Source organism: Streptomyces doebereineriae, assembly GCF_031845645.1.
Lineage (GTDB): Bacteria > Actinomycetota > Actinomycetes > Streptomycetales > Streptomycetaceae > Streptomyces > Streptomyces canus.
This window is the reverse complement of sequence record NZ_JAVREZ010000007.1, coordinates 99,907-117,151: the sequence shown is the minus strand read 5'-3', so window position 1 is coordinate 117,151 and position 17,245 is coordinate 99,907. Positions and strand designations below refer to the sequence as shown.

11 protein-coding genes are annotated in these 17,245 nt (G+C 69.5%); 6 read left to right on the top strand and 5 right to left on the bottom strand.

The features are described from left to right. Positions 1 to 172 precede the first annotated feature (172 nt). The 5 genes from RNB18_RS21525 (at position 173) to RNB18_RS21505 (ending at position 9,991) form a co-directional block, all read left to right on the top strand. Entirely contained in the window at positions 173 to 967 is a 795-nt protein-coding gene (locus RNB18_RS21525; RefSeq protein WP_311715727.1) for a thioesterase II family protein, read from the top strand. Between the two features lie 98 nt (positions 968 to 1,065). Continuing rightward, on the top strand, positions 1,066 to 5,661 hold the full coding sequence (locus tag RNB18_RS21520) for a condensation domain-containing protein (protein ID WP_311715726.1): 4,596 nt from the start codon (positions 1,066 to 1,068) through the stop codon (positions 5,659 to 5,661). After that, positions 5,658 to 7,970, top strand: a complete 2,313-nt coding sequence (locus RNB18_RS21515) for a non-ribosomal peptide synthetase (protein ID WP_311715725.1) — start codon at positions 5,658 to 5,660, stop codon at positions 7,968 to 7,970. The genes RNB18_RS21520 and RNB18_RS21515 overlap by 4 nt, the downstream gene beginning before the upstream one ends. Positions 7,971 to 8,000: 30 nt before the next feature. Continuing rightward, positions 8,001 to 9,272, top strand: a complete 1,272-nt coding sequence (locus RNB18_RS21510) for a cytochrome P450 (RefSeq protein ID WP_311715724.1) — start codon at positions 8,001 to 8,003, stop codon at positions 9,270 to 9,272. After that, positions 9,269 to 9,991 carry a thioesterase II family protein gene (locus tag RNB18_RS21505; RefSeq protein ID WP_311715723.1) on the top strand — a complete coding sequence of 241 codons (723 nt, stop codon included), beginning with the start codon at positions 9,269 to 9,271 and terminating at the stop codon, positions 9,989 to 9,991. The genes RNB18_RS21510 and RNB18_RS21505 overlap by 4 nt, the downstream gene beginning before the upstream one ends. A gap of 384 nt (positions 9,992 to 10,375) precedes the next feature. On the opposite strand, the gene RNB18_RS21500 is transcribed toward RNB18_RS21505, so the two are convergent. After that, complete coding sequence (locus tag RNB18_RS21500; protein WP_311715722.1) at positions 10,376 to 13,183, bottom strand: AAA family ATPase; 2,808 nt, start codon at positions 13,181 to 13,183, stop codon at positions 10,376 to 10,378. Beyond that, entirely contained in the window at positions 13,176 to 13,433 is a 258-nt protein-coding gene (locus RNB18_RS21495) for an MbtH family protein (protein ID WP_311715721.1), read from the bottom strand. The genes RNB18_RS21500 and RNB18_RS21495 overlap by 8 nt, the downstream gene beginning before the upstream one ends. Positions 13,434 to 13,939: 506 nt before the next feature. Between RNB18_RS21495 and RNB18_RS21490 the strand changes: the two genes are divergently transcribed. After that, positions 13,940 to 14,542 carry an HD domain-containing protein gene (locus RNB18_RS21490; protein ID WP_311715720.1) on the top strand — a complete coding sequence of 201 codons (603 nt, stop codon included), beginning with the start codon at positions 13,940 to 13,942 and terminating at the stop codon, positions 14,540 to 14,542. A gap of 5 nt (positions 14,543 to 14,547) precedes the next feature. On the opposite strand, the gene RNB18_RS21485 is transcribed toward RNB18_RS21490, so the two are convergent. The 3 genes from RNB18_RS21485 to RNB18_RS21475 all read right to left on the bottom strand — a co-directional run bounded on the left by RNB18_RS21485 (position 14,548) and on the right by RNB18_RS21475 (position 17,161). Further along, the gene (locus RNB18_RS21485; protein WP_311715719.1) at positions 14,548 to 15,768 is read right to left on the bottom strand and encodes a phospholipase D-like domain-containing protein; all 1,221 of its coding nucleotides are present in this window, start codon (positions 15,766 to 15,768) and stop codon (positions 14,548 to 14,550) included. 71 nt (positions 15,769 to 15,839) lie between these two features. Further along, positions 15,840 to 16,346: a DinB family protein gene (locus tag RNB18_RS21480; protein ID WP_311715718.1), complete on the bottom strand. Its 507-nt coding sequence runs from the start codon at positions 16,344 to 16,346 to the stop codon at positions 15,840 to 15,842. 50 nt (positions 16,347 to 16,396) lie between these two features. Continuing rightward, on the bottom strand, positions 16,397 to 17,161 hold the full coding sequence (locus RNB18_RS21475; RefSeq protein WP_311715717.1) for a 3-oxoacyl-ACP reductase: 765 nt from the start codon (positions 17,159 to 17,161) through the stop codon (positions 16,397 to 16,399). Between the last annotated feature and the right edge of the window lie 84 nt (positions 17,162 to 17,245).

Here is a 17,245-nt window from a genome sequence, read left to right as displayed (position 1 = left end):
CCAGGCATCGCGGCGATCGGCCGGGGACATCGCGGCACCCCGGAGCCGCATCCTCGCCCTCGTGCGATCACCTGTCAGGAACTCCCCTGACTGCAACTCCCGGCCGCCGTCGCGAAGCTGGAATTCGGTGTCCGGCACGTCCGGACCCGCTGTGATGTGAAGGGGACTTCCGATGACATGGCTGCGCGACTGGTCGCACAGTGAGCACGTCGCAGTGCGTGTGCTCTGCCTCCCGGGTGCCGGCACCGCGGCCCACACGTTCCGGCGGTGGTCTCAACTGCTGTCGGCCGACATCGGAGTGCTCGCAGTGGAACTGCCCGGTCGCGGGAGCCGGATGGGCGAGCCCGCGGTGCACTCGATGGAGGAGATCCTGCGGCCGCTGAGTGAGGAGGTGGCCGCGCTGACCGACCGCCCGCTGGTGATCTTCGGCCACAGCATGGGGGCCACTGTCGGTGCGGAACTGTGCCGCGCACTCGGCCGTGAGCGGGGCTTCACCCCCGACCTCATGATCGCCGCGGCCTGCGAGGCGCCGCGTCTGACCCCGCGCAAGGACTACGCCCGGTGGCTCACCGAGGAGGGGGTCCGTGACTTCCTGCGGTACATGGGCGGCACCCCGCCCGAACTCCTCGCCGATGAGGACTACATGCGGATGCTGGTGCCGGCGCTGCGCGCGGACCTGACGGTCCTGGCGACCCGGCCGCCTGCCGAGGACAGGCCACTGGGCTGCCCGGTGCGGGTCTACCTGGGCCGCTCGGACTCGGGTGTGCGCCCCGACCGCGCCGCGCACTGGCGTGCGGAGAGCAACGGCGATTTCGCCACGTACACCTTCGCCTCCGGGCACTTCTTCGTCCAGGACAACGTGACTGAGGTGCTGGCGCGGCTGAGCGCCGATGTGGCGGACCTGCTCGGTGCCGTCGCGACTCCCACACCGGCCCACCGTCCCGAGTACCGCCCGCGACAGCGGTGAGGGGGCGCGGGCACGTCCCTCCCGCGGCTGTGTCCACGGCCGTCCCGGCCATCGAACCAGCCATCTCCTCCGTACCGTCACCGAAGAGTGAGGCCCTCATGCGACCGGCAACGCTGACAGCCGAACAAAGGGAACTGCTCGACCGTCTGTTGGACCGCCGGCTACCGGCCGCCGCGCACAGCCGCATCAGCCCGTACAGCGGCGACCGTGGTGCCATGCCGTTGTCCTCCGCACAGCAACGCATCTGGTTCTTCAACCAGCTGCAGCCCGAGGCGACCCTCTACAACGTCGCGGGTGCCGCCCGGCTGCGCGGCCGGCTCGACGCGGAGCTGCTGCATCGCTGCCTGGGCGAGATCGTCGACCGGCACGAGGTGCTGCGCACCACCTACGGGCAGGTCAACGGCGTGCCCGTACAGGCCGTTCGCCCCTTCGCCGCCATCGAACTGCCCCTGGTCGACCTGACGGACCTGCCCGCCGGGACGCGGGAGACCGAGGCTCGGCGGCGCTGTCAGGCGGAGACGGACCGGCCCTTCGATCTCGAACGCGATCTGATGTTGCGGCCGGTCCTGCTGCGACTGGCTGCGGACGAGCATCTGCTGCTGATCTGCCAGCACCACATCGCCACCGACGGCTGGTCGCTCAACGTCCTGATCCGTGAACTGGGGGAGCGGTACAGCGCCCACCTGCGCGGCGACACCCCAAACCTTCCGGAACTCCCGATCCAGTACGGTGACTTCGCCGCCTGGCAACACGAGTGGATGAACGAGTCGGCGGTGGGGCGCCAGCTCGACTACTGGCGTGAGCAACTCGCCGAGACCCGCCTGGTGGACATCGCCACCGGCCTGCCCCGGCCGGCCGAGCTGACCTGGAACGGCGGCACTCTCCAGTACCGGATCGCCCCCGAGATCGTCCGCCGCATCACCGACCTGGCCGAGGCCGAACGGGCCACTCCGTACATGGCGCTGATCGCGGCTCAGTCAGTGGTGCTCTCACGCTGGAGCGGCCAGCACGACATCGTCATCGGCTGTGCCGTCGCCGGGCGCAGGCACGCCGAACTGGAACACCTCGCGGGCTGCTTCGTCAACGAGGTCGCCATGCGCATGAACACCTCGGGGGCGCCGACCTACCGCGACCTCGTCAGGCAGGCCCGGGACGTCTGCCTGGGCGCCTACGACCACCAGGACGTGCCCTTCGAGCGGATCGTCGAGGTCGTCGGCCCTGAACGCGACACGCTCGCCAGGGTGCCTCTCGTCCGGCACCAACTCGGCTTCCACAACGAGCCGCGCTCGAGTGTCGAGATGCCCGAACTCTCCATCTCCATCGAGGCATTGAGCAACAACACGGCGCGTTTCGACCTCGAGGTGGACCTGTCACCCGCCGACGACGGCGGCATCACGGGCACCGTCTACTTCGCCACCGACGTCTTCACCGAGGACATCGTGCTCCGCATGCTGGACTCTCTGCGCACGGTCCTGGACGGGGCAGGCAAGGACCCGGACGTGCCTGCCACCTGCCTGCCGGTCGTCGGTGAGCGCGAGCTGACGCTGTTGCGGGACGCCAGTGATGTGCGCCCGGTACGGGCGGACGCCCGCGCCACCGTTCCTGCGCTCGTCGAGGAACAGGCACGACTGCGCCCGGACGCGGTCGCCGTCCGCCACCGCGACGGCGACCTCACCTTCCGGGATCTGGACGAACGCGCCAATCGGCTCTCCTGGTGGCTGAGAGACCTGGGCGTGACCCCGGGCCAGCCCGTCGCGGTCTGTATGCCCCCCTCCGGCCACCTCGTCGTCTCACTGCTCGCCGTACTCAAGGCCGGCGGTACGGCCGTCCCCCTCAACCCCCGCCATCCGGTGTCCGACATCAACGAAGTCCTGCTGGACTGCTCCACCGGACTCGTCCTTCTCGACGGCGAGGGGCCGGACGGACTGGACCACATGGTCGGCTCAGTCGATGTCACGGCGGATCTGGCGCGATGGCCCGCCGACAGCCCGGCAGCCGCCCCGGCACCGGAGCAGGCCGCGTTCGTCAACTACGTCCACGCGCCGGACGGCACGCCGCGAGGCCTGGTCAACACCCATGCCGGCGTCGCCCATCGGCTCCGCTGGGCCGCCGCCACCTGGCTGGACGGGGGCGGTGAGGACGGCGGAGAGCACACTGCGCTGTCCACCGGAGCCGGATTCGACCTCTCGCCATGGGAGTTCCTCTGGGCCCCGGCGGCCGGAGCAGCCCTGGCCATCGCCGACAGCGACGAGCCCGCCGCATTGGCCGGGACCCTGTCCCGCGCGGCGGTCACCGTCCTGCGGTGTGCCCCTTCCGAACTCGCCGCGCTGCTCGACGCCGACGAGGTGCCCGCCGCCCTGCGCCAGGTTGTCCTGCGCGACGAGCGTCCTTGGCCCGCCCTCACCGTCCGGTTGCGCGCGGTCGCTCCCGGCTGCCGGGTCCATCTCCAGTACGGCCCCGCCCACGCGGCGCTGGACATCATCGCCCAGCGGTTCGAGGCCGAGAGCCGCCCTGACGTCCTCACCTCTGCGGCCGGTCCCCCCGAGTCCGGTGCCACGCTGCGCATCCTGGACCAGGCGGGCCTGCCGGTACCGATCGGTGTGCCGGGCGAACTCTGGCTGGGCGGTGCCCCGCTGCCCCAGGGGTACCTGGGCAGGCCGCACGAGAACCACTTGCTGCTGGCCGACGACCCGCTGCGCGAAGGCGCCGCCCGCTTGATACGCACCCATCAGCGCGTACGCCGCCTTCCCGACGGCACTCTCGATCCGCTGGGCGACGACATCCGCGTACGCACCCACCGTGTGGAACCGAGCGAGGTCGAGGCGGTGCTGCACGGCGCGTCAGGCGTCGAGCGAGCCATGCTCACCGCACGCCCGGGCGACGAGCAACCCGGCCTGATCGCCCATGTTTCCCTGTGCACGGAAGACGACCCGGACAGCGGCATCACGGATCGCGCCAGGTTCGCGGAGATCTACTCCACGCGCGCCGCCGAAGACGATCCGACACTCAATGCGGGTGGCTGGAACAGCCCGCACACCGGTGAATACCTCACCGCCGCCGAAATGCGTGAATGGGCCGACACCACCTTTCGGCAGATTCTCGCGCTCGAGCCGGCTCACGTGCTGGAGATCGGCTGCAAGACCGGTGGGCTGCTGTTCCGGCTGGCACCACGCTGCACCTCGTACACCGGTACGGACCTCTCCGCCTACGCACTGCAGCACATCCGTGACCATCGTGACTGGCTCGCCAGCAAGGTCGACGACGTCGAGCTCCTGGAGCGAGCCGCCGACGACTACGACGGTCTCGCCGCGGGCAGCTTCGACACCGTCGTGCTCAACTCCGTGATCCAGTACTTCCCCAGTGCGCGGTACCTGGAGCGGGTCCTGGACGGAGCCGTGCGGCTACTGCGCCCCGGCGGCCACATCTACCTCGGTTCGGTACGCAGCCTCCCGCTGCTCGGCGCCCTTCATCTGCCAGGGCAGCTGGACCGCTTCCAGACCACGGACCCCGCCGGCCCGCTGTGTCAGGCGTTGACCGCTCGCGTCGGCCAGGAGCAGGAACTGGCCCTGGATCCGCGGTACTTCACCCACCTCGCCGAGCGAATGTCCGGGGTCGGTGAGGTCCATCTGCTCCCCAGGCTCGGACGCCATCGCAATGAATTGGGGGCGTACCGCTACGACGTGGTGCTGCGGGTCGGCGAGCAGGTGCCACCCGGCGTAGCCGACCTCACCCTCGACTGGCAGACGGACGGCCTGACCTCCTACGCCGTGACCGAGCTCCTGCGGGAGCGGGCCCCCCGGCGGGTGCTGCTCGCCGCCGTGCCGGACAGCCGCGTCCACACCCGGCTGCGCGCCTTCTCGGACCTGATGGCAGGCCGCACTTCCACTGTCTCCGACACCGCGGCGGCGCTCGCCCCCCGCCGCGCGGAGCCCGGCGGGGCGGTGGATCCGCATCTGTTCGCGGGGCTGGCCGAGAAGGCCGGCTACACCGCCCTGGTGCAGTGCGCCGAGAACGCGTCCGACGGCACTGTCCAGGTGCTGCTCACCCGCGCGGAGGTCACCGGAACCTCGCAGGCGAGCCCCGCCGAGCTGCTGCCGTCCGGTTTCGGCAGCCGGGTGGCGGCCGGCACCACGACGGCCCCGCAGGACACCTTGTACAACGACCCGCTGACTGTCACCCGGGAACGGGCCGCGGTGACGAGGTTGCGTCGCCATCTGCAGCAGCGGCTGCCCGCCCACGCGGTTCCCGACCACGTTCTGCTCGTCCCCGGTTTCCCCACCGGCCGCGCGGGTGCGGCCGACCCGGCGGCCCTCCCGGACCCCGACCTCGCGGCCGCTGCGGCCGAGGCGTACCGGGAGCCCTCCACCGAGACCGAGAGCCGGCTCACCGTCATCTGGTCGGCGGCCCTCGGCGTGGACCGGGTCAGTGTCCACGACGACTTCTTCGCACTCGGCGGGCACTCGCTGCTCGGTTCCGAGGTCATGGACACCGTGCGCCAGGAATACAGCGTCGACGTACCGCTCGGCCTGCTCTTCGAGTCGCCGACCATCGCAGCCGTCGCGGCGTACGTGGACGAGCAACTCGCCAAGCCCAGTGAGGCCGTGGCCCCCATCCAGCGTGCCGATCGGTCCGCCCTGCGCCGGCGCCGTGGTGCCGCCCCGGCCGCGTCCGCCCTCTCCAAGGAGAACTCATGACAGCAATGGCCGAACCGCAGGGGCATGTGCCGGGCGGTCCGCAGGGCGAGGTGTTCGCCGGGGAGCCCGCGACCGCCGTGGCCTGCGTGGTCGCGGTCCTGCACCGGTGCACGCTGCAGGAGACGGTGCAAGTCGCCTACCAGGACGCCGACGTCGTAGGCGTCCTGTCGTTCGACGTGTCCCAGGACCCGACGCCGGCCACCCTGATCGCTGAGGCGGACGCGGCCCTGGCGGCTCTCGCCCGGGACCCGGAGGGTGCGGACGAGGACCGGTCAACGGTGGCCGATGTCCGGTTCGTATGGGACACCGAGCCCGAGGGAACTGCTTCCGGGCTGACTGTCGAGGCCGGGCCCGCCCGGTGGCGGGCGACCGCCGGCGCCGGGCGGTACACCGAGGCGGACGCCGAGCGGTTCACCGGGTTGCTGCACACCGCGCACCGGACCGCCTCGGCCGACGCCGGCGTGCCGCTGTCGGTGCTCCCGCTCGCCACCGCCGACGACCTGGTGCTGGTGGGCGCCCAGGCCGGTACGGGCCGAGCTCCCGTGCCCGCCCGTCCGCTGCACCTGCTGATCCAGGAGCAGGCGGAACGTACTCCGGAAGCGGTCGCCGTCAGCTGCGCCGGAGCGGAGCTGACCTATCGCGGACTCACCTCTCGCGCCGACCGGCTCGCCCTGCGCCTGCAACAGGAGGGCGTGGGCCCCGGCCGGGTCGTCGGTGTCCTCGCCGAGCGGTCGTCCGAGCTCGTCGTCGCCCTCCTGGCCATCCTCAAGTGCGGGGCCGCATATGCCGCGTTCGAGCCGGACCTCCCGGCCCAGCGGCTGCGCCAACCGCTGGCTGACGCCGGTGTCGGTCCTGTGCTGGCACAGGACAAGTACGCCGCCTCGGTGCCCGCGGGCATCACCGTGCTGCCGCTGACCGCGGCCGTCCAGAACGCGGTGTCACCGGTCGGCGTCGAAGTGGCGCCCACCGCGATGGCGTACGTCAGCTTCACCTCCGGATCGACCGGGACTCCCAAGGGTGTCCGCGTTCCGCACGCAGCCGTCTCCCGGCTCGTCGTCGAGCCCGACTGGGCCGAATTCGGTCCGCAGGACGTCTTCCTTCAGCTGGCTCCGGTGGCTTTCGACGCCTCGACCCTCGAGCTGTGGGCGCCGCTGGTCAACGGGGGGCGCATGGTCGTCCATCCGCCGGGTCCGCTCTCCACCGAGCAGCTCGCCGCCACCCTCGTGGACAACAAGGTGACCGTCGCCTGGATGACCGCGGGTCTCTTCCACCAGATGGTCAACCAGCATCTGGACGCATTCGCGGGTCTGCGCCATGTGGTGGCCGGCGGCGATGTGGTCTCTCCGATGCATGTACGGCGTCTTCTGAGCGCCCACCCCGGGCTGGTGTTCACCAACGGCTACGGGCCCACCGAGAACACCACCTTCACCACCTGCTGGACCTCCGCCGAGCCCCCGGCCGGAAACTTCGTCCCGCTCGGTAAGCCCATCAGCGGCACCCGCGCCCTGGTGCTGGACCCGGAGCTGCGGCCGGTGCCGGTCGGTGTGCCGGGCGAGCTGTACGCGGGCGGCGAGGGGCTGGCCCACGGGTACGCGGGCCGGCCGGGTGCCACCGCGGAGCGCTTCGTCCCCGACCCGTTCGCCGCGGACCCCGGTGCGCGCCTGTACCGCACCGGGGACCTCGTATCCCGCAGGCCCGACGGTACGTTGCAGTTCCTGGGCCGGGCCGACCGGCAGATCAAGGTGCAGGGCTACCGCGTGGAGCCGGGCGAGATCGAGACCGTGCTCGACCGGCATGAGGACGTGCGCCAGGCCGTCGTCGTGGCCCAGAGCGACGGTGCCTCCGGCAAGCGGCTGCTCGCCTACATCACCGCCGAGCGGCCCGAGGACGACAGTCCGGCCGCATTGGGGCAACGGTTGCGGGAGTGGCTACGAGGCGAACTGCCCGGCTACATGGTCCCGTGGGCCATCCTGACACTGCCCGAGCTGCCAATGAACCGCAACGGCAAGGTGGACCGGGCGGCCCTGCCCACTGCCCGCCGGGCCGCCCGGTCGCTCACCACCGAGTACCTGGCCGCCCGTACGGTCACGGAGAGTGCCGTGGCCGAGGAGTGGGCCGACCTGCTGGGCGTCGAACCGGTGGGTATGGACGACGACTTCTTCGAACTGGGCGGCCACTCACTCATCGCGGCCGACCTGCTGGGGCGTCTGCAGGACCGCTTCGACGTGGAGTTGTCCGCACGCACCCTCTACCTGCGCCCGACCGTCGCCGAACTGGCCGAAGAGCTCGACAGCCAGACGACCGCCTGAACCGCCGTTGAGACAGGGAGACCATCCGAAATGAAGCTCAGCCAGCCGGTGGACCCGGAGCAGATCGACCTCGAATCCGTCGATCTGACCGACTCCGTCCTCTACGGGAAGGGCGACCCGCACTCCATCTGGAACGCCATGCGCCGGCGCGACCCGGTGCGCTGGCAGCAGGTCGACGACACTCTGGGGTTCTGGTCGGTGACCAAGTTCGACGATGCCGACCTCGTCCTGCGCGACCACACGCTGTTCACCTCCCAGCGCGGCACGATGCTCTTCCTGCTGGGCAAGGAGGACCCGGCGCGCGGTCGGCAGATGGCCGCAACCGATCCGCCCCGGCACACCCGGATGCGGGCCCCCATGCAGCGGGCGCTGACGAACAAGCAGGTGGAGAAGTACCGGGAAGCGGTCACCGGCGAGGTGCGCCGACTCCTGGAACCTGCCCTGAGCGGGGAGCAGTTCGACTTCGCCGGGTCGATGATGACGCTGCCGATGACCGCTGCCGGCACGATGATGGGCCTGCCACGTGCGGACTGGCCCCGACTGACCCAGCTGACGACGATGTCGATCGCCCCGGACGACCCGGAGTTCGCGGGCCCCAACGGCGCCGACGAGACGCTGAAGGAGGCACACCGGGAACTGTTCGCCTACTTCCACGACATTCTGCGGGAGCGGCGCAACAACCTCGGCGACGACCTCATCAGCCTGCTGCTGGGCATGGAGATCGACGGCCGCAGTCTGGAGACCGGCGCTATCCTGTCGAACTGCTACAGCTTGATCCTCGGCGCCAACGTCACCACGCCGTTCGTCCCGACCGGTGCGATGGCCGAGATCGTCGGCACCCCGGCGCTGGACGAATGGCGTGCGGACCCCAAGTTGCTGAACACAGGCGTGGACGAGGCGCTGCGCTGGTCTTCGCCGACCAACCACTTCATGCGCTATGCGCTGCAGGACATCGAGCTGCGCGGCAAGAAGATCCGGGCGGGCGATGCCGTCGTCGTCTGGCTGGGCTCGGCCAACCGTGACGAGGAGGTGTTCGGGGACCCCTTCACCTTCGACATCCGCCGAAAGCCCAATCGGCACATGGCCTTCGGTAGCGGTCCGCACTACTGCGTGGGCCACACGGTGGCCAGGATGACCATGAAGATCCTGTTCACCGAGCTCTTCGAGAGCTTCGACGACTTCGAGCTCGCGGGCGAGGTGGAGCACCTGCACTCCAACTTCGTCGCCGGCATCAAGCACATGCCGATGATCGCCAAGCCTCGTGCGGCAGCCGTCCGTTCGCAGACGGAGCTGGTCAAGTGAGCGCCTCGAAGTGGTTCCTGCGCGAGCCGTCACAGGAAAGTGCCTCACGCCTGTTCTGCCTGCCCTACTCCGGGTGCGGGGCGAGCATGTACCGCAAGTGGCCGCGATTCCTGGGCGACTTGGAGATCGTCCCGATCCAGCTTCCCGGCCGGGAGAACCGCTTCCGGGAGGAGTCGTACAAGACGTACGAGGCCCTCGCCGATGATCTCGTCGAGGTACTGCATCCGTACCTGGACCGCCCGTTCGGGATCTTCGGTCACTGCGGCTCCGCGCTGCCCGGCTACGAGACCGCAGTCCGACTGCTGGAGCGCGGATATCCCACCCCGGACCGGCTGTTCGTCTCCTCACAGGTCGCTCCGCACCATGGTCCGCACGGCCGCTTCCTGAAGATGTCCGACGCCGAACTGGCCGACGAGGTCCACACGTTGATCGTGCAGCTGGGCGGTAAGCCGCATCCTGACCTCGTCGAGCTGAGCCTGGAGATTCTGCGGGCGGATGTGGAGACCAACAAGCGCTACCACCCGGAGGAGCCCGTCCGCCTGCCCTGCCCCATCACCGCGCTGGGATGGGACCAGGACGTGGAGGTCGACCACCGGCTGATGAACTCCTGGGCGGACTGCGGAGAGACCACCTTCAGGGTTCTGGAAGGACCGCACTACCGGTTCATGGATGCTCCGGAGGACCTGATGGACGCGTTCCTCGCGGATCTGTGCGCCTGACCGACGACGGGGCAGCGCGCGCTGGGCCCTTGGCACACCCGAACGGGATCTCTTCTCGTTCCGCGAACGACGGACAGCGCCCTGACACCGTCGGGGCGCTGCCGCACGCGGCCGCATGAAAAACCAGCGGGACGCCGCCGCCGGAACGTCCTGATTTCCGTCGCGGAATCCGCCGAATACCCGTCGTCCGAGTTTCGTGGAGAAATACGGGGGTCGAAACTTGGGCGAAGCTGCGGGTGCGCCGGTTATCGCTCCGATAAAGCTGGCGCTGACAGTTTCTCTTACGCTTGCGCGGGCAGCGGTCAAGGAATGCGTCGATGCAGGCAAGTACCTCCGGTAGGGGCGCGTTGCCACACGATCTGATCCGAGCGTCGTTTTGTCTGGTCAGCCGGACAACTGTGTGCCCGTGGCCCTGGTCGCCTGGCTGATCCAGGCAGCGACCTGGGCTCGCGAACCCACTTTGAGTTTCTTGAAGATACGGCCGAGATGGGTCTCCACCGTCTTGTGACTCAGTTTGAGCGCGCGGGCGATCTGCTGATTGGTGTAGCCGTCGCTGACCAGCACCGAGATTTCGCGTTCCCGGCCACTCAGACGGGTCAGCTGGGCGTCGACCGACCGGCGGGGTCTGTTCGCGGCCAGGCTGACGGGGTGTTCCAGATAGCCGTGTGCCCCGTGCCGGTCGAGCAACAGCCGTGCTTCGTCGAGCTGGCTGTGTGCCAGCGCGGGGTCGATGACGGTCCAGGCTCCCGCAGCAGCCAGGTGCGCGCGGGCCACGTCGAGCGGCCGCCCCGCCCGGGTCAGCGTCACGACCGCGCTCGCGGCGAAGACGGCGGCCAGGAGCGGATCGGTGCTCCGGTGCTGGTGCGCGCGGGCCAGCAGCGCCAGTCCGGTGGCTCCCGGCAGTTGCAGTGGGCCGGCGGCCTCTTCGGCTGCCGTCGCCCACCGCCCCGCCTCCGCGTCCGATCCGTTCCCCTCCGACTCCAGTCGGGCAAGGACCTCACCGACGGCCGGGACCAGCGCGGCAACCGGGAACGCGGCGGCGCGCTGCACCGTCCCCATGGACAGAATCCCGTTGCGCAGCTCCTGATCGTCAGCGCCGAACGTCGTTTCGAGCAGGGACAGGCGCACCCGGTCCGCCCATGGCTCTCGCCACGCCTCCGACTGTTCTGTGGCCCTGTGTGCCATGCCTCGGGCAGTGGCCTGGTCGCCGCTGATCCAGGTGGCCCGGGCCAGCCCGGCACCGGCCTCGGCCATGAGGCAGTCACCCCCGATCCGGTCCGCGGCGCGGACCGCCTGGCGTCCCGACTCCATCGCGAGGTCGATTCGCCCGAGACGTAGGCAGACCTCGGCGAGCCCGGTGGCGAACTGCGGGATCAGATACTCGAGCTCATACGCCGCTGCGATGCCGAGACCCCGCTCGAAGTGGCGTACCGCCTCGGCATCCTGCTCCAGACGCGCCTGGGCTCTGGCCAGCCAGTAGAGAGCGTCGAGCCGTCCGATGAGGGTGATGTCGTCCAGACCGTCGAGCAGGTCGGCGACCTCACGGAGCCGGATGGAGGCCTGCTCGGTGCGGCCGGAGTCCGCCTCCTGGGCACCGAGCAGAGCCCTGGCGTATGCACGGGCCAGCGGGTCGCGCTGTCCGGTGGCCCACCGTACGGCGGGCGGTTCACCGTCGGGCAGGCTTCCCCGTTCCAGCATGGCCGCCAGTCGTGCCAGCTCCACCAGCGCGAGCGCCTCGGGTTCGGCGGCCACATCTGCTCGCACTGTTTCGAGCAGCGACTCGGCGAGGGCATGCCTGCCCAGCAGACGCTGGGCCCAGGCCCGCCACTCGGCTGCCTCCGCACGGACGATGAGTGGAACATCAATGCCGGGCCGCGAGGTCCGATCGAGGATGTCCAGGGCTTCGTTCGGCCGGCCCGCGACAACCAGCGCCTTACCCGTGCGGATGCGCTGCTTGTAGAGCCTGGTCTCATCCGCGAGGGAATGGCCGGAGTCTCTCGGTAGCAGTCTTGATCGGACCTGGTCGGACACCGGCGTCCGGGTCGGCATCGGTTCCAGTCCCGGATGAGCGCACGGGGCGGGCAGTCGCATGAGCTGGGTGGCTGCGGAGTGCGCGGCCAGCCGCCATTCGTCGCCGGTGGTGTGATACACCGTCGCGCGCAGTACGGAATGGCGGAAACGGTAGGTGCCCGGGATCTCGCAGAGCCGGATGATGTCCTCGCGCAGAAGTTCTGTGACGGCCCGCGCAAGGCGTTCGGTGGGCAGAGCGGCTATGGACTGCATTTCCTGGAGCGTGAACCTGTCGCCCAGGATGGCGGCGTACTGCGCGGCGAGCCACCCGTCGGAGGACACGGTGCGGAACTCGTCCAGGAAGCGGGCGAACGGCGCGAGTCCCGAGTTCTCGGGCACGGTCCCCTCGTGGGCGTCAGAGGAGGTCAACAGGGCCGCCAACAGTCCCGGATTACCCGCCGCACGGCTGAGGAGGGCCCTGCGCACCGGTCGCGCGGTTCCCTTCGGCAAGAGCGCGGCCAGCTCCTGGTCGGGAAGGGGACCGAGTGCGATCCTGTGTGATCCGGGAACGGATGCCAGGAGTCCCCGCAGGCCCAGCGGCGACTGCCGGTTCCGGTGCGCGACCACGATCAGCAGCCGGACATGGGGTGGCCTCCGCACGAGGCTCTCCAGCAGGTCCAGCGAGGCCGGGTCCGCCCAGTGGGCGTTGTCCAGCGCCAGCACCAGGCCGTTTCCTCCGGCCAGCCCACGTAACGCCTGGCGCAGCGCCGAACCCACCGCTCCTGCGGGTGCGGGTGGCGGGGAGGGCGCGGGATCGGAGTCGGCCTTCCGGTGGAGGGTGGGAAACACGGGGCTGAGGACGTGCCGGTAGACCTCTGGTACGGCCTCGAGTACCGCGTCGGTACGTTCGGACAGAGTCTCCTCGAAGGCATCGGAGAAGAGCTGGTAGGGAGAAGCACTCGCTGGGGGGTCTGCCGCGGCGTGGGCGACGGCCCAGCCCTGCCGTCTCGCTGTCCCGAGAAGCTGCTGCAACAGCCGGGTCTTGCCGATCCAGGGTTCACCCTGAATCTCCACAATTGCAGGTTCGGAACGCTTTGGATCGAGCAGGTGGGCAATGTCCTGCGCTGTCAGCGTGGCTCGCTCCGCAGATGCATGCTGCGGAGATGACTCACCATCAGCCATGAACAGCGGGCTCCCCCTGGGCGGGCGTCTCCGCCGCGTCCGACGCGCGCCTCTCGTCCGCCATCGCGCGGCGCAGACTCAAAGGCCGCATGTCGGTCCAGTGCGTTTCAATGTATTCCAGGCACTGCTCTTTCGGAGCAGGCCCCTGCACGGCTCGCCAGCCGGCCGGGAGAGTCCTTCCCTCGGGCCAGATTGAGTACTGCTCCTCTTCGTTGACGACAACGAGATGGCGATCGGACCTCTCGGGCATGCTTCTCCCCACGTTAAGTTTCCGTTACTGCAGGTGAACGGCCATGGCCATCCGTACCGCGGCTCAATCTAACTGAAGTCGTTGCACCTTGAAAAGGCCGGTTAAGCCCTCGATCACTTCATGGTGATCTCTGCCCTCACGCGACTGCGCTGTAAATCGGGACGAGTGGCGTCCGCAAGGCGTCGTCCGAGTGGTGGCCAAGATCTGTTTCAATCATGAGCCATTTCAAGCCGTGTCTGCTCGGGGTGTTTAACGAGCCATTGAATGGGATCCGGCTCGGGCGAGTGTGACGGGACGGCCGCGTTGACGGTTCGTCGGCGTTCCGGACTCGGGCGGACCGCACCCTTGGTCGCGTTTGTTTGCGGATGTGCAATTGCAGGGTTGACGCAAAGCTCCCTTGTCAAGCCCGACCGGGTGACACACCGCGCACTTCTGTGTGCGCCGGGTCACCGGGAAGATCTGACAGTCACTCAGTCTCGGTCTGTGCTTGCGGCATACTCATCGGCATGACCCTCGACGCGCTGAAGATTCCCGAAACCCCGGTGTGCGCCGCAGCCCTGGAAGTGGCAGTCGCCTATTGCTCCCCGGCACTGCTGAACCATTCCGTACGGGCCTATATATGGGCGGCGGCATACGGTGAGGCGCAGGGCATCGCGTTCGACCCGGAGCTGCTGTACGTCGGGTCGATGTTCCACGACATCGCCCTGATGCCGGAGTTCGACAACCACACGGCGGGTTTCGACGTCGCCAGTGGACACGTGGCGTGGGTGTTCGGCGCCGGGGCAGGGTGGCCGGTGACGCGGCGCCGGCGGTTGGTGGAGGTGGTGATCAGCCACATGCTCGACTCGGTCGACGTGGCCGCGGACCCGGAGGGACACCTTCTGGAGCGTTCGACCAGCATGGACATCTCGGGACGTCACATGGACGACTTCTCCGCCCCCTTCAAGGCCGAGGTCCTGCGGCGGTACCCGCGCCTGGGCATCGCGGAGGAGTTTCTCGCCTGCTTCCGCGATCAGGCGGTGCGCAAGCCGGACAGCTCGCCCGCCGCCTCACTGCGGGACAACATCGCCGAGCGGATCCTCGCGAACCAGCTGGACCGCACCGGCTGACCGCATCACAGGAACCGGCGGAGGGGAACGACGGCGCACTCCTGAAGGCGCTGCAGAGCCGGGCGGGCGGGCCAGGCAGCGGGGTCGATGCCCTTGCTGGCCGTCCGGTCCTGTTCGAAGTGGCCGTCCAGAGTGGCGGCGAGCTCCTCGTCCAATACCGCGAGCATGATCTCCTCGTCGTGGTCGAGGGAGCGGCGGTTGAAGTTGCCCGACCCGATGAGGGAGAGCGTGCCGTCCATGGTGAGCACCTTGGCGTGCATCATCGTCGGCTGGTACTCCCAGATCTTCACCCCGGCGTCGAGCAGTCCCGCGTAGAGGCGCCGGCCCGCCGCCCGGCACACTGCCTTGTCCGTGTACCGGCCCGGTACCAGGAGTTCCACCTCGACGCCGCGTCGCGCGGCGGACCCCAGCAGCTCGACGAAGTCCAAGCCGGGGGCGAAGTAGGCGGTGGTGAGCCGTATCCGGGTCTCAGCTGATTCGAGCACCACCCGGAGCAGGGTCTTGATGTCCTGCCAGCCGACGCTCGCCGAACCCCGTACCACCTGGACGATCGCGTTCCCCTCCGGCCGGTGCTCGGTGAACCGGTCCCGGTCGTCAAAGAGGCCGCCGTGGCATTCGGCCCAGTTCTGAGTGAAGGCCGCCGCTATGCCGTCCACCGCGGGCCCCCGCACCCGGAAGTGAGTCTCCCGCCACTCGGCTTGGTGGCGGGCGTCACCAGCCCATTCCTGGGCGATGCCCACCCCGCCTGTGAAGGCGGTCGTCTCGTCGACGAGCAGAACCTTGCGGTGGCAGCGGTGGTTCTGCTTGAGCGGGGACAGCCAGATCGGCTTGCGGAACCAGGCCACCTGGACGCCGGCCTCTCTCAGGGTGGCGAGCAGGCACCGCTCGATGAGCCGGCTACCGAAGCCGTCGAGCAGGAGCCGGACCCGGACCCCGGCGCGGGCCCGCTCGGCGAGGGCATCCGCGAACTCCCGAGCGACGGCGCCTCGCCAGTACACGAAGGTCATGAGGTCGACGGTCCGGCGCGCCACCCTGATGCTCGCCAGCATGGCCGAGAAGATCTCGTCGCCGTTGCGTAGGGGCAGCAAGCTGTTGTGCTCGGTCGCCGGCGTGCCGATCAGCCGCTCCAGTCGACGTCGGATGCGTCGGTCCCGGTCCCCGCGGAGTGGTGCGACCAGCGGTGTGCGGGGGAGCGGGCCTGGCGGGCTCACATGCGGGGCCGTCATGGTGGGTTCTCCTGGGGCTGCTGCGCCGCGGCCCCAGGGCAGGTGGCGGCGACCCTGGGCCGGTGTGAGGTTCAGGCGCCGGTGACTCCGTCCGCCAGTTCGCGGAGGATGTCGATGTGACCGTTGTGCCGGGCGATCTCCTCCACCAAGTGCATCAGCACCCAGCGCAGCGTGACGTGACGGCCGTCGCTGATGGGCAGCGCGGCCCTCGTCTCCAGGTCGAGACCGACGACGAGCTCCCGGTACTCGGCGCACTGCTTCTCGTAGGCGTCGAGCAGCTGCGCGAGCGGCACGTCGAGAGCGATGCGGAACTCCCGGTCCGGGTCCTCTTCGGTCCCGGGATGGATGTTCTCGCCGCCCAGGAGCACGACGCTGATCCAGTAGTTCTCGACCCAGTGCACGTGGCTGACCAGCCCGGCCACCGTCATCAGCGGGGATTCGGGCAGGAGCGCCTTGCGGGCGTCCTCGTCCGAGAGCCCCTCGCATTTGGCGTGGACGGTGGCCCGGACGTAGTCGAGGAACGTGACCAGTGTGGCGCGTTCGTCGAAGGTGGGCGGGGTGTCGGTTCGTGGGAACATCTCTGACCTTCTGTGAGGAGAGGTGGACGGAGGCGGGGACGGGGCGAGACCTACTGCGGTGTGACGTACGCCCCCGAGATGCCGCCGTCGACGAGGAAGTCGCTGGCGTTGACGAAGGAGGAGTCGTCGCTGGCCAGGAAGGCGACGGCGGCGGCGATCTCCTCGGCCTCGGCGAACCGGCCGACCGGAATGTGCACGAGGCGGCGTGCGGCCCGTTCGGGGTCCTTGGCGAACAGTTCCTGGAGCAGCGGGGTGTTGACCGGGCCCGGGCACAGGGCGTTCACGCGGATGCCCTCCCGCGCGAACTGCACGCCCAGTTCGCGGGACATGGCGAGCACGCCGCCCTTGGAGGCGGTGTAGGAGATCTGCGAGGTGGCCGCGCCCATCCGGGCCACGAAGGACGCCGTGTTGATGATGGAGCCCTTGCCCTGGCGCCGCATGTAGGGGATCGCCGCCTTGCAGCACAGGTAGACGGAGGTCAGGTTGACCTCCTGGACGCGCTTCCAGGCCTCGAGACCGGTCTCCAGGATGGAGTCGTCGTCGGGCGGGGAGATGCCCGCGTTGTTGAAGGCGACGTCGACGCTGCCGTAGGTGTCGTACGCCGTCTTGAACAGGGCCTCGACCTGCTCCGGGTCGGTCACGTCGACCTTGACGAAGAGCCCGCCGACCTCGTCCGCGGCGGCCTTGCCGCGGGTTTCGTCGACGTCGGCGCAGACGACACTGGCGCCCTCCGCAGCGAACCGGCGGACAGTTGCCAGGCCGATGCCGCTCGCGGCGCCGGTGACCACCGCGACGCGGCCCTCAAGTCGCTTCATGGTCGCTCCTCGTTCCGGTTTCTCGATGGTTGAACACGGTGATCGAGCAGGGTGCTTCAGCCGGGTGACACGGCCGCACCCGGG

Bases quoted from the DNA above. Each gene is read 5' to 3' on its own strand.
- RNB18_RS21475 (WP_311715717.1), bottom strand. From the start codon at position 17,161: ATGAAGCGACTTGAGGGCCGCGTCGCGGTGGTCACCGGCGCCGCGAGC.
- RNB18_RS21515 (WP_311715725.1), top strand. From the start codon at position 5,658: ATGACAGCAATGGCCGAACCGCAGGGGCATGTGCCGGGCGGTCCGCAG.
- RNB18_RS21500 (WP_311715722.1), bottom strand. From the start codon at position 13,183: ATGGCTGATGGTGAGTCATCTCCGCAGCATGCATCTGCGGAGCGAGCC.
- RNB18_RS21485 (WP_311715719.1), bottom strand. From the start codon at position 15,768: ATGACGGCCCCGCATGTGAGCCCGCCAGGCCCGCTCCCCCGCACACCG.
- RNB18_RS21510 (WP_311715724.1), top strand. From the start codon at position 8,001: ATGAAGCTCAGCCAGCCGGTGGACCCGGAGCAGATCGACCTCGAATCC.
- RNB18_RS21525 (WP_311715727.1), top strand. From the start codon at position 173: ATGACATGGCTGCGCGACTGGTCGCACAGTGAGCACGTCGCAGTGCGT.
- RNB18_RS21520 (WP_311715726.1), top strand. From the start codon at position 1,066: ATGCGACCGGCAACGCTGACAGCCGAACAAAGGGAACTGCTCGACCGT.
- RNB18_RS21480 (WP_311715718.1), bottom strand. From the start codon at position 16,346: ATGTTCCCACGAACCGACACCCCGCCCACCTTCGACGAACGCGCCACA.
- RNB18_RS21495 (WP_311715721.1), bottom strand. From the start codon at position 13,433: ATGCCCGAGAGGTCCGATCGCCATCTCGTTGTCGTCAACGAAGAGGAG.
- RNB18_RS21490 (WP_311715720.1), top strand. From the start codon at position 13,940: ATGACCCTCGACGCGCTGAAGATTCCCGAAACCCCGGTGTGCGCCGCA.